12 protein-coding genes are annotated in these 12904 nt (G+C 40.7%); 7 read left to right on the top strand and 5 right to left on the bottom strand.

Annotated features, from left to right (window positions below; genetic code table 11):
* Positions 1-35 precede the first annotated feature (35 nt).
* From ABWV76_RS16745 to ABWV76_RS16735, 3 genes are all read left to right on the top strand, one after another.
* Positions 36-902 carry an AraC family transcriptional regulator gene (locus ABWV76_RS16745; RefSeq protein WP_282953050.1) on the top strand — a complete coding sequence of 289 codons (867 nt, stop codon included), beginning with the start codon at positions 36-38 and terminating at the stop codon, positions 900-902.
* A gap of 453 nt (positions 903-1355) precedes the next feature.
* Complete coding sequence (locus ABWV76_RS16740; protein WP_157533484.1) at positions 1356-1640, top strand: hypothetical protein; 285 nt, start codon at positions 1356-1358, stop codon at positions 1638-1640.
* Between the two features lie 290 nt (positions 1641-1930).
* Positions 1931-2275, top strand: a complete 345-nt coding sequence (locus tag ABWV76_RS16735; protein ID WP_020413278.1) for a hypothetical protein — start codon at positions 1931-1933, stop codon at positions 2273-2275.
* A 170-nt stretch (positions 2276-2445) separates the two neighbouring features.
* On the opposite strand, the gene ABWV76_RS16730 is transcribed toward ABWV76_RS16735, so the two are convergent.
* Positions 2446-2964: a MaoC/PaaZ C-terminal domain-containing protein gene (locus tag ABWV76_RS16730; protein ID WP_020413279.1), complete on the bottom strand. Its 519-nt coding sequence runs from the start codon at positions 2962-2964 to the stop codon at positions 2446-2448.
* A gap of 577 nt (positions 2965-3541) precedes the next feature.
* Between ABWV76_RS16730 and ABWV76_RS16725 the strand changes: the two genes are divergently transcribed.
* The 3 genes from ABWV76_RS16725 to ABWV76_RS16715 all read left to right on the top strand — a co-directional run bounded on the left by ABWV76_RS16725 (position 3542) and on the right by ABWV76_RS16715 (position 6253).
* Positions 3542-3748, top strand: coding sequence for a hypothetical protein (locus ABWV76_RS16725; protein ID WP_282953049.1), 207 nt, complete (start codon positions 3542-3544; stop codon positions 3746-3748).
* A 452-nt stretch (positions 3749-4200) separates the two neighbouring features.
* On the top strand, positions 4201-5367 hold the full coding sequence (locus ABWV76_RS16720; RefSeq protein WP_353376668.1) for a patatin-like phospholipase family protein: 1167 nt from the start codon (positions 4201-4203) through the stop codon (positions 5365-5367).
* 286 nt (positions 5368-5653) lie between these two features.
* Complete coding sequence (locus ABWV76_RS16715; protein ID WP_353376667.1) at positions 5654-6253, top strand: hypothetical protein; 600 nt, start codon at positions 5654-5656, stop codon at positions 6251-6253.
* Positions 6254-6371: 118 nt separating this feature from the next.
* Here the strand turns inward: ABWV76_RS16715 and ABWV76_RS16710 are convergent, their stop codons facing one another.
* From ABWV76_RS16710 to ABWV76_RS16695, 4 genes are all read right to left on the bottom strand, one after another.
* On the bottom strand, positions 6372-7865 hold the full coding sequence (locus tag ABWV76_RS16710; protein ID WP_353376665.1) for an APC family permease: 1494 nt from the start codon (positions 7863-7865) through the stop codon (positions 6372-6374).
* Positions 7866-8200: 335 nt separating this feature from the next.
* Positions 8201-9328 carry a hypothetical protein gene (locus tag ABWV76_RS16705; RefSeq protein WP_020413284.1) on the bottom strand — a complete coding sequence of 376 codons (1128 nt, stop codon included), beginning with the start codon at positions 9326-9328 and terminating at the stop codon, positions 8201-8203.
* Between the two features lie 1203 nt (positions 9329-10531).
* Positions 10532-10750 carry a GDCCVxC domain-containing (seleno)protein gene (locus ABWV76_RS16700; protein ID WP_083922721.1) on the bottom strand — a complete coding sequence of 73 codons (219 nt, stop codon included), beginning with the start codon at positions 10748-10750 and terminating at the stop codon, positions 10532-10534.
* A gap of 141 nt (positions 10751-10891) precedes the next feature.
* Positions 10892-11791, bottom strand: a complete 900-nt coding sequence (locus ABWV76_RS16695) for an NmrA family NAD(P)-binding protein (protein WP_020413285.1) — start codon at positions 11789-11791, stop codon at positions 10892-10894.
* Between the two features lie 466 nt (positions 11792-12257).
* On the opposite strand from ABWV76_RS16695, the gene ABWV76_RS16690 reads away from it, so the two are divergent.
* Positions 12258-12770: a hypothetical protein gene (locus ABWV76_RS16690; protein WP_353376662.1), complete on the top strand. Its 513-nt coding sequence runs from the start codon at positions 12258-12260 to the stop codon at positions 12768-12770.
* Positions 12771-12904 lie beyond the last annotated feature (134 nt).

Below are 12904 nucleotides of genomic sequence, written 5' to 3'. Positions count from 1 at the left end.
ATAGTATTCCATTACCAAAGGGGAGGAAGGCAAGTATGTCCAGTTATCGGGAACAATTTCTGCAAGTACTAGCTTATATCGAAGCCAACCTTGATACCGAGCTGGATATCGACCAGCTATGCGGGCTCACCCAGTTATCCAGGTATCACTTTCATCGCCAATGCTCAGCATATTTTGGCATGCCCTTAATGGCCGTTGTCAGGCTGCTAAGGCTTAAGCGTAGCGCTTACCAGCTGGCTTATCGCACAGACAGAAGGATTCTGGATATAGCTTTGGAAAATGGCTATGACAGCCATGAAGCTTTCTCTCGGGCATTCAAAAAGCACTTTGGTCAGAGCCCATCAAAGTTCCGGCTGTCGCCAAACTGGGACCATTGGCTTTCCCACTACCAGCCTATTCTGACATTGAGAACACAGATAATGAGAAGCCAGGACAAAATCCAAGTGACCATCATAGACTTTCCCGAAACTTTGGTAGCGGCCTTGGAGCACAAGGGGCCACCAAATCTACTTAGCACAACCATTAGAAAATTTATTGAGTGGAGGAAATCACAGGGGCTAACACCGGCTACAAGCAGGACATTCAATCTTCTCTATAATGATCCGGCAACAACCGAACCGGGTGAGTACCAGTATGATGTCTGTTGTTCAGTACCATATTCAGTGAAGAATGATAACCATGGCATCAAGAGCAAGACTATTCCCGCTGGTAAGTGTGCGGTTATCAGGCATACCGGCAGTGATGACACAATAGGTATCACCGTAAGCTATCTATATTCAGACTGGCTGGAAGTGTCTGGTTTCACACTGCGAAACTTCCCGATTTTTCTGGAGAGGGTGAAATTCTTTCCAGAGGTGAAAGAGAGTGAAATGATTACGGATATCTTCTTGCCAATAGAATAAGCGCACTCTCAATCACTAGGCGCAAACTGACTTCAGCCTACACCTTTTTCCCATAGTAAGGGAAACTCAGCCAGCGAAATGCAAAACTCTTTGAGGCTCGCTCACCCCAGAGAGTGACCAAGGTAAAATTACCAATCTTTCCTCAAACAGCCTCTATCAACTGGCAACAGCTGCAGCTAGTGCTGAAACTGTATTTCCTTCAATAGTGTTTTAAACAGCAGGCAGGGATACTCTTCAACGATACTAAGCCGACATAGGGATAAGTGAATAGCCAGTCTCCTAACAGAACAATCACGTTATGTAATATGTTTACCAGGATACTCATAGAAACAGGCATACAAAATACGTGCTAATCACAAAATAATCTTAGAGTTTTTTGTCCCCTGGTCAGATAAACATTATCTTTAGCGTGTTAGTCCACCCAGAGTGGACATAGCAGGGGCTAACACAGTTATGAAGAGAGTGCTTCCGATTCTACTTACAGGGTTCGCTATTACACTGGCACCTCAAGTCACCCGGGGCGAAACTCTTTACGAACGTGAGATCGTCAGTCGCTGTCAGCATACCTGTAGAGATATCTACCGCAAGTGCATTCGTGATAATGAAAGACCACAAAATATCTGTGTTGAAAATCAAAGCCACTGCGATGTTATCTGCCGTGAAGGCAACAGGGTAGATTTCTATTATGATAAGTTTGATTCAAAATATCGATCTGGATACGACAATTACGATTACTAACCTCCACAAGGTAAAATTCCCCCTAGATAGTTAGCACTCAATTATCGTTTTACAAACCTCTATTTATTAAACCTCAATAAAACCCTGCGCAAACAACAGACTTCTAAGTTCGCGCTGATTCATCCTGCAATATCAGACTACATAAAACAAGATAGGCTCGATGTAATAAGACGTATTAGAAACGACTTGCAAGCATGATACCCTAAGTGAGTTGTTACTAGGAAATTTTTCCAGGAACCCTATTAAATATGCGCCGTACCAATTAGAAACAAACAAATGGATAAAATTCTATGAATAAAAATGCTTCCTCAGCATCAATATCAAATAGTGATACTCTTGATGGTACTAAAACCAACAAGGCCGGGGCTACTCTAGTTCTATTTCTATTACTTTCTATAGCACTCGCCTTTACCGCAGCCTTTCTCGGCCAATTCTTGCGCACAGGAAACATTGCCGCTGGCATAGGGGGAGGCTTAGCGCCAATTATCATGGGGCTTATAGTTGTTGTTTTTTTTCAAATTGGGAAGCCCTTCAGAAACTCACGATCTCGCTGCAAGATACTCCTGTGGAGCCAGATTGTGCTTATATTAGGCAGTATTTCAAACTTGCTATCCTATTTTTCCCGTGGGTATTGATCACTCAATGACTAAACTTAAAACTGTCAAAAATAGATAATTAAGTATTTAGTGTCAGGGTGCTCATATAGGCCCACCTTAAGTAGGCACTTCAGTTCACCGGCGCTAACTGCAGTAAAATCACATTTTTTATGTAACAATATTTTATACAACCTTACAATCAAAGGCTGCTAAAGAATAGCATAATCCGGTGTGTGCCCTCTTCTGTAAACCAGCACAGTTCTTAAGAACGTCATAAATATATCACCATTCTGCTTGATACCTCTAGTCTCAACGGTAACTATACCTTGAGCGGGCCGCGACTTCGATTCACGCTTAGAGATAATTTCACTTTCAGCATAAATAGTATCCCCTTCAAAGACTGGTTTTAACAACTTTACTTTATCCCATTCCAAATTGGCCACAACCTTTTTACTAATCGTATTAACAGTCATGCCAGTTATGATTGCCAAGGTTAAAGTACTATCTACCAGTGGCAATTTCCACTCTGTACGCTCAGCATAGTGCGCATCAAAGTGCAACTGAGCAGTATTCATAGTAAGTAGTGTCATCCAGACATTGTCAGTTCGTGTCAAGGTTCTACCAGGACGATGCTCTATCACCAGTCCAACTTCGAAGTCTTCAAAATAGAAACCAAAATCCTCTCGAAATCGGTTTTCTTCAATTTCTTTATATGGTTTAAAATTCACGATATTCTCCTGTAATTCTTCCCCTTAAAAAATCTCCAAGGTTCCTACTTCACGCACACCTCATAAAAAATGGCGTAAAATCACACACACCAAAAATAATCTAACAACTTAGATTAATCATCTGGCACACAACCAATCTATTCGAACACCACGCACTGCACGATTTCACCCTAAACAGATACTTTAATCCCGCTCAGGAGAATAGCTAAGGCTATAAACTCTTGTTGCTTTAAATTAATCAAGGAAAGCACCTTTTCAATCTATTGGCAGAAAAATCATTACAAAGTGCCCCCGGCTATTTCTTGAAACCGTCCTACACCCACACTCATAAGCCACTGAAAAATACAAACGTAAAATAACGACAATACGTAACTTACCAGACAAACTGAGCCAGAAACTAACTAATTGTGCACCAAAGTTCCACCATGTAAGAAGATGTGATAACCAGAAGTAGAACAGCAACAACGTGGACATATAGAATTGACTCGCTTACTAAAAAGTAACCAGTATCTTTTGTTGAATCTGCCTGGTCAGCATCATCGATCAGTACTTTTAAATATATAAATGGGTAATCAATATGGAAGTTGAACTTAGCACTAAAGACGGGACTTTAGACCCCCAAAATCCAAACCCTGCTCCAGTAGAAGCCAAGTACACACCTGACAACCCTCCCACTGGATGGAGCTACATTAATTACAAGAATCAACCGGGCGGAGGATTCCAATGCCCTAACTGCAATAGGGTTGAAGACGGTGCAGATGTAGATGGGCATAGCTGCAACTGAGTGGAAGTTATTTAGGGCAAAATACTATTTTTGCCCTAAATATACATTAATATTTCACATGCCAGCTATAGAACTAAAGCGATTATATTTGAGACCACTTATTAATATAAGACCTCAGACAGTGAGGCTAAAACGAATAATTCAATAGCCCTTTAGCTCCAATACATTCAGATAAAATATAAGCCAAAAATCACCTCGAGAGATAGAAACACGAGAAGCAACAAGAAAAAGGATAAAATATAAATCTTCCCCACCATAAAAAAAACAAATAATTTCCCAGCGAAACAGCCACAAGCCCTCCCCAATTAAATATCTTTACGACTGCCTGGTAATCGATATATAAAATGTAAAAAATATTTATATATTCACAGTCACCAAAAGGTATTTTTAATGCAAAACTAATACGCCACTTAGTACTCTTCTTAATAAAGAGGATACAGGTTGAATTTGGCATGAGAACCAGATACTTACTACTTACTATTACTTTGTTAGCTTTTGCTTTCATTGGGACTGTTTATTTCTACAACAATCAACTTGCTGAAAGCATCAAGTTTAATGCGACTCCTGTTTCTGATGAACCAATAGTCAGCAACAAGGGGCTTGAAGACAAAGATACTATCAAAATCCTTATCATCGATGGTGGTGGTATTCGCGGTCTTATCCCTCTTTATGTCCTTCAATATATTGAGGACAAATTAGGTAAGCCTACCAGTGAAATTTTTGATGTGTTTAGTGGGGTATCAACCGGTGCCATCATCGCAACCGGGTTAAATATGCCTCATCAGAAAGACTACATGTTCAAGGATGAGAAAGCAGAGCTTCATTCGAAAAGTGAAAAAATTATTGATATCTATAAAAGCGAAAGCGAATATTTGTTCTCTTCGCCATGGTATCACAAAATCTTAACAGTAAATGGCTTTTTATCTCCTAGATTTCTGGGAGATCGACTACATGAAGTCATGCAAAAGCACTATAGTAGCGAACTGAATTTTAGAGAACTAAATAATTACGTCATTATTCCATCACTCGATATCCATACCGGTAAGCTACATCTATTTAAGAACCGTGGCGAAGATAGTAGCGAATTGCCGACAGACACTCTTTACCAACTGGTAACAGCTGCCGCCGCCGCAGAGACCCTTTTTCCGCCCGTAGACTTTATGAGCCACAATGATGATGTTAAACATCGTTATTATTCAGATGCAGGAATATCAGCAAACAACCCTGCAAGCATTATTCTGCGTGAAATCATCAAAGAGTTCCCTGGAAAAAAATACTATGTACTTGTTTTAGGCGCAGGTACTTCTCCACTAGAAACTATGGAGAAAAATTACCGAGAACTCAAAAATTGGGGAAGATTGAATTGGATGCAGGATGCCATATCCAATGTACAGAGATCAATGGATGACCAACAAATATACACACTTGACATAGCAAAATCACTTGCTCCTGAAGGCCAAATAGAATTCAACTATTTGAATGTTGAAATTATTGACCCCTTTGTAGATCCATTCGATTACAAATCAATTGACAAGTTGAAAATATTATCAGAAAGACTTATTAACGATAATAAAGAAGAAATTTGCCACGTTCTCAAGCATCTTGGTGGGGAGACATAACAATACCTAGCTCCCTACTTCAAGATCTATTTCCCGGCGCAAGGGCTTGCCAGCAGACTTTGATTACCGTTCAGTTATCCCGTTAAGCAAACTTTAACCTATAAAACTCTGCGACCAACACCAAAGGCTCCCGCACTAGGGGTTGGACATTAACTATCCAGCAAATAGTCATTCTTCAAAGGTGTAATCTGCTGATATTGATCAAGGCTCTCACGTAATTTATCGTTATATTGGTACAGACTGAATGGTCATATATTGAATAAATTTCCAATAAGGAGTCTATGCTATGGCAGTTCGATTGGGAGATGGCTATGCGGCTTATCGTTTCAGGCCGGAGTGTACTTGGGTAACCGGCACCAATGCAGGAGAATTAAGATCTGACGGTTATGGCTCCTGTGTAGGACTGGTACTTTATAGTGGCGCTCCCAGAAAGATTGGGGTAGTCGCTCACTTCTCTGGTTCAATGCAAGCTCCACAGGTAAGGGATGATACCTTTGAGATAATGGCAGCGGTGTGCCCTATTGCACCGGGAAGAAAGTGGAGAGGATGGGTGTTTGGCGGCGTATCTCTAAATGGCAACTCTTCGCACCAGACAATGAGTGGGAACGGATCCAGCCTAAGACATACTCAAGCCCTGATTGATGTGGTACGTGGAGTACTGGATTTTAATCGAATGTTTGATGTTAATTTTAATATCTCTAACCTGGAAAAATTTAATTTTAATAGTCAGGGAGTCTTTACCGAAATGTCCCTACGCCAAGGTGATACCTATGTTGGACACCAAGGTGTGAAGCTGGATCTCGCGACCGGAAGAGTTACCTGGGACGATCGTAATCACGGGTCAGGTAAGTCAAAAAGTAAAGAGATGGTGAATTCTATGTTTTGATCATTAGGGTTAGACCTGACTGGTGGCGCCACTTACCTGCCAGGTCTAACTCACTCGGCTTAGAGGATCATATTTAGCCTTAAGGGTGTTGTATTTCAGATCCGGCCTAACTCTACTCTTATCCCCCCTCTCCCCTACCGTAACCCTTACAGAGTTCGACATAAGAGCGAGATGATATTACTAAATAAAAAACTCCTGATACCATCAGTACCAGCCAAATACTTGATACAAAATATAGAGTCCATAAATAGGCTAAGAATGGTAACGTGAAAAGCGCTAACTTCCGTACACCCGTACCCGTAATATGTAATGATGCATAAATAGATATCAAAATAGTTAGAGAAGCGCAAACCAGAAGCAGCGATGAAGACTTCATGGTCAACATTATCAGGCTGAGTAGAACAAAAACTATAAGTCCAAACCACCGCATTTCAGGTTCTAGTGCTCCCATGCTGATAGGCGCAGCCATATAGCCAACGACATGATACCCAGTTACAACCACCATAAGTGCTGCCCAGCTATCCGCATTAGCTAGAACAACAGCTGCTAATACCCAATTGACTAGCATGGACCGTCTGGAAATATTATGTATTGGATCTAACACCGCGAGCCAACGAGGCATTTGCCCAACTGTAGCCATCGCGAATAAAATTCTTGATGATGCACCAAGATAAGTGTACCCAGAGGCAGAGGGGCTAGTTACGCTGTCAGCGAGTAACACTAACGCTAGAAAATGCAGACCAAGAAGGGTAGCAAGATCTAGAAGTGGAGAGGTAAAGTTCAATCCCCGCCAACCACCAGTCTCAACCAGCAGGTCACGCGGAATCGCCTCCATAAAAGCAAATTGTAACGCAAGATAAACCAGGGTGATAATCACTACTGACAATGTTATAGCCAGTGGAATATTACGTCTTGGCTTCCTAATTTCACTGGCAAAAGCAACACTAATTTGAAACCCATTGTATGAATAAATAAGTCCAGCACCAATGATGGCAGAAAATGCACTACGAAAATCAAACTGCTGATTGTAAGAAAGGGAGAAATTTGAACTGGTTTGATTACTGGTAAAAACCACAATGAGAAGCACAGTAAGCGCAAATAATGGAGTAAAAATCTTCAGTACAGTGACTACATTATTAATTTTAGTAAGCCAACGAATACCGTAAAAGTTAATTAACAGATAAACAGCTAAAATACTGAGTGCAAGTACCTTCCCCCATATAGTAAGAGTATGATTTTGTATTAGTATCGCAGAACCGATAGCAGATGATAGATACTGTGTTGTAGCCTGTGCTTCTGTAGCCACAACCATCAAGATACCAAACCAGTTCGCAAAAGCAAAAGGCATACCAAAGATGCTATTGTGCGAAAGGGCACTAGCTTGGGCCAAGGCTCCACGCACTGGGTAAGTCGCCACAATACGAGCAAGGCAAAGCCCTACCATCAAGACCAACAGAGCAGCAAGTATCCATGCCGCAAAAGCCCAATTACCTGCATATTTCGCCGTTAATTGAGCACTAAACAACCACCCTGATCCTATCATACAGGTGGCACTGAGTAATGTTGCGCTAAAAAGCGAAACTTTTTTCTTGCCACGCTTGGTATGATGCATATCGCTGATTTGTGTAAAATAATGGAATAAGAACAGTTTACAGTTTCACTATGCAATGACAAATGCACAGACTAACCTTTTCAGTACCAGCAAAAATAACCAGGTCTTTATCCGTCATCAAAAGCATTTTAAGGGCGTATATATCATCTAAATTCACTCAAGGTTAAACCTTATCCCTACCTTTCAGCTAACACGTTCCATACACAATTAGTTAAACGGTAGAGCTTCAGAGGGAATAGCTTCTCGCGCCTATTGCCATCACAGCTTAATCAAAATTAATCCTCAAAGTAAGCAACATCTATAGCGCGTCCCCATATATAAAAACTTTTTAAGATCTATGAGTCTGAAATATTATATTTTTTCTTCACACACTCCCGAAAGGTTCCAAAGTTAAAGGGACCAGGAACAAAGACTGGCTTGCATATAACAGAATTTCCCTTAACCCAGTAAGGTGTTCCTGCAACAATTTTGGTATCAATAGTGGCTTGAAAAATTGGTGCACCAACTACACCAACCGCCTCAGGGGAGGGGTTTTTCGGAAGTGAATTAAAGAACACATCAGCCTCTCCATCCCTGATTGCTTCATAACATTCCTTTATATCAAGCTGTCGTTTAGTGACAACCACATTCTCTGGAAAATACTGATTTGCTGTTTGAGTTGAAAGGTTTCCAGTACAAATTCTTATACTTGGATTAGACTGCAAATCGTCAATGGAACTAACTACATAGGGAGAGCCAACAGGTATATGAATAAACTGGCCAGAACTAATAATGGTGCATGTTGACCGACGCCCCTTCAGCCTGCGCAGATTTTCAGACTCACCACCTTTTGCATTAAACTGACCTATAATATCAACGATGATACCTGGGTTATTAACGAATTCGAACATCTCGTAGACTTCACTAAACGGGCTAAGGTTTGTACCAAAGATCCCATCCTGTAAGGCAGAAGTTGTATTGAAAGGAAATGGAATTTCAATAGAATTTACCTCTATCTGCTCCACACTGTAATGCTTGGCAATTTCTCTGAGTATTTCTACAAAAATATCGTCAAGTATGCTTGAGCCATACATACCATTATCAAACCAATCAGAAGTACTAGCTCCAGAACTAATAAACCAGGGCATTCCAGCTATATACCCACGGCGTATTTGACCTGAAGACAATATCTTGGCAAATCGTCCCCTGGGCTTGGCGGGAAAGGGAGTGATCTCTGGGTTTGGAAGGCAGTCAGCTTGATTTACAATGTAATCTGTTGCATCAATTACTCCTGGAATCGGCTCAGCAAAGTCTTGGATTATTTTTCGATATTTACCGCTATTAATAATTCTTACCCAAGCAGCGTCAAATGCGTCAACTAACTGATCGTCGCCATCTACTTTTCTACTAGAGCCGGCTTGAACCTGGCTAACAAATAAAAGAGATGCTAATAAAAATATTTTCAGGAAAATATGGTTGTTCATAGTGCGGCCTATTGGTGATAGATAATCGATTTCTGCAATTGCTGCACATTATTTAGCTCACCATCCCAAAAAGTGCTAACCAAGGGTGCAAAATACTCAGGTAAGTACACCTTTTACACTCTCTGTGACTACACGTTCACGGTATTCAGAGTGCCCCACAATTACCAGCTCACTTTTTTGGTTTATTTAATAAGAAGCCACCCATCTGAAGTATCAGTCACCACGCTAGAAGAGTAAAAAGAAATACCTCTGAAATTTCATATACAAAACACCGCATCTAGTGGTGCTCAAAGAGCTCTTTAATATTTATAACTAATGAAGGATAAGCTTGTAGATGAAACATACATCTAAAAGTCACAAAGCAATATTACTTCTCTAATCGAACACCACTACAATGAGTTTGAACCAATCAGGTGGCACAATGAAAACTTGGCGATCAACAATTATATTTTTCCTACTAATCTTTGTTTTCGGCATCACCGCCTATATTTACAATCATCATTTTACTGAAAAGATAAAATTCAACAGAACCCCCCGCTACAGAAGAAATAATTATCAGTGAGGGTCGCCTAAAGAAAAAGGAAACTATCAATATCCTAATCCTGGATGAAGGAGGAGTTGGTGGTGAAGAAATCACCAACCTGCCTTCGAACAGTCCCTACCAATTAGTAATCGCAGCTTCTAGTGCTGAAATGTTTTTCCCCAGTTGACTTTATGATCATAAATAGAGATTTTAGCCACTGATACTTTGCCGATGCAGGAGTATCGGCCAATGATCCCACCGCATAATATTACTGGATATCATCGAAGAATTTCCGGATAAAAATTATTATGTGCTGATTTTGGCGCAGGCTCTGCTCCTCTCAGCAGAGTAAACACTAGTTATGAAGAGGTAAAAAATTGGGGGCAGCTACGCTGGTTTCATGACATTATCACGGATGTGCAAAGATCGATGGATAACCAGCAACTATACACACTAAAGATTGCCAAACTATTATCTGCCCTGGAAAGGTTGAGTACGATTATTTGAACGTTAAGGTTATTAACCCAACAGTTGGTATCTTTGATTATGAGTCTATAGATTCTCTAAAAATCCATGCCGAGAGATTACTTGAAGCAAACAAAAACTCAAATAGACCAAGCTGTCAAACAGCTTAAGCAAAGATCTGAGTAGCTAAACCTTTTCACTCCATCTCTTATCCTCTAAAAGGAGCAACAAGATTCACTGCCTTTTTGAATCGGAGGGCATGGAACTGACCCATAGGAGCAAAATACACAGCAGTCACCTTGCTTGGGGCTTAATAATTTCCCACACTGCCCGCACTCATAGAACCATTGACAAGCATTAACTGGCATACTTTCTACCTGTTTATACCCACACTCAGGGCAGGTAATCGTAGAAGTTAGAATTTGTTCTCTCATTACCAGTTCTTAGCCTCTCACATGTCTACAGTCGAAATAACAGTTGTCTCGAACTCTTGATAATCACAAAGCTATTTCAGATAACTGCTACCAAGAACCAGTAACTCTATAAAACTATCTGTCAGGAATCACTATCTACCCTTATGAAATTGCGGCAACCTTTAAGGCCTCTGCATTTCGTCGAATAAAATCATTCCATGTAGCAGGCAACCTACCAACAGCTGCCTTGAATGCGGCCTCATCAAAAGTCCGATCTGCATTAGGTATTGCGCCAGCTGCATTTAAACGGAACTGATCCCTAATACAGGCCATATAGACAGGATCAGCGCCAGCAGCTACAGCCTCCTCATAAAAGATCTGGGGGTCAAGTGGGCTTAACGCTATTGACTGCCCTACCAAGTCACTCATCATCTCGGCAACCTCAGCCATACTCGCAGCATCATAACCGAGACGCCAGACTTGACCGCTAAATCTATCAGGGCTTTTAAGGGCTGCAGCCGCGATTGCTGCTACGTCACGAGCATCAACCCAACTCCAGCGAGCATCACCGATTAGGTTGGTTAAACTGCCATTTTGCAGCCACCCAAAACTAATCAGGTTTTGCATAAAGCCCTCGGGACGTAGATGGGTATACCTAAACCCTTGCTGCTCAATATAAGCTTCTATCATCTGGTGCCACCCCCAATGGGAAACCTCAGCGGTATCAGCACCAGAAGCGCCGATATGGACAATATGATCAACTTTTGAGCGCCTTGCAGCATCAATAACACGTTTCGAGTGCTTCAACATATCTACGGTGTAACCGGTCATCAAGAGAATTCCGTCGACACCAACTACTGACTTCTCGACTGTAGTCATATCATCAAGATCAAGCTGAATTGGCTCCGCGCCAATATCAAGCATCGACTGCGCCTGATCATCCCGCCGGATAGCAGCAACTGTTTGGATATCCGGGTACTTGACTAAAGAATAAACGACTTCCGCACCTACTTTCCCAGTAGCACCAATAACGAGGAGGCGCCTCTTCTTTTGATTACTCATTAAAGTACTTTCCCCTACTTTTGTTACTTTTCGTTAGACTACCCACTTTTGTCATCTGATATCGCTAGGCTAAATCATGAAATAAGAAAACCTGAGTAGACTAATTAAAGCGTATTGTAATATGGGGAGATATCTATCTGCGCCAGAGAAGTGGGGTAACATCCTGTCCTGCAAATCACTTGACCTATGGACTTATCTTTCAGCTAATATGATCTAGTAGCTATTACCAACCTACATAAAATTGATAATCTGGCGCCTTAACACTCGCTCCAATAAGCTTCTATCCTTCCTAAATACGCTTCCTATCTTAAACGGCCTTCTCAAAGTTTAGCGAATGAATCTAAGATTTCCCCAGATTGGTAGAACTTAATTGTTAGCCGTCAATCTAATATAATAATTTTGTACATGCGCTAATTCTCTTACTCAATCTACAAAAATGCTTCTTAAATTAAGATAGAGGGGGCCGATGAAAATACTGATTTTATTATCAGCACTCTGTATCTACTTCATAAGTAACACAGCCTCTAGCGAAATACTGAACAATAAAATAAAAGATTCTAACTTTAACTCACTGAAATCTGTTACTGAGCGCGCAATCGCCAACTCTGCTTTTTTCAGCGAAGATATACTTCAATTAATAAATAGATCCAATTTTGATTTTAAGGAGTCAAGTGAATCTGCACAAGTCCACCTATACATTGATAACACTTCGGCATCTATTATCACTAAGAAATCTCAAAGTAATTCAGATTTTTTGGATATTACGATCAGAGCAGCTGACGCTGATTATCACATTAAGCTTAACAACCAAAAACCCGAGTACATTATTTCCGGGCATGGATCAAAAATTGATATTGAAGGGAAATTATTGCTTTGTATTATTGTCGGAAAAATGGATGGAAGAAATCTGAAAATTTATACAAATCTGCATCATATAAGATTGCGAACTGGTTCTCTGAAATGCCTACTGGCATGGTAATTTATACTATTGATTCGATAAAAAAAGACAATAAAAAGTAAGAAATGCTGGTATGTCAATAGCAAGGTTGCCTGGCCCTTACCTCAAGACTATTTATATTCACTGAGTTTAGTAGGATTTCTTCCCGAAAATTC

Origin of the sequence: Microbulbifer sp. NBRC 101763 (assembly GCF_040371615.1) — a bacterium.
Lineage (GTDB): Bacteria > Pseudomonadota > Gammaproteobacteria > Pseudomonadales > Cellvibrionaceae > Microbulbifer > Microbulbifer variabilis.
The sequence above is the reverse complement of the archived record's forward strand: the minus strand, read 5'-3'. Positions and strand labels throughout refer to the sequence as shown.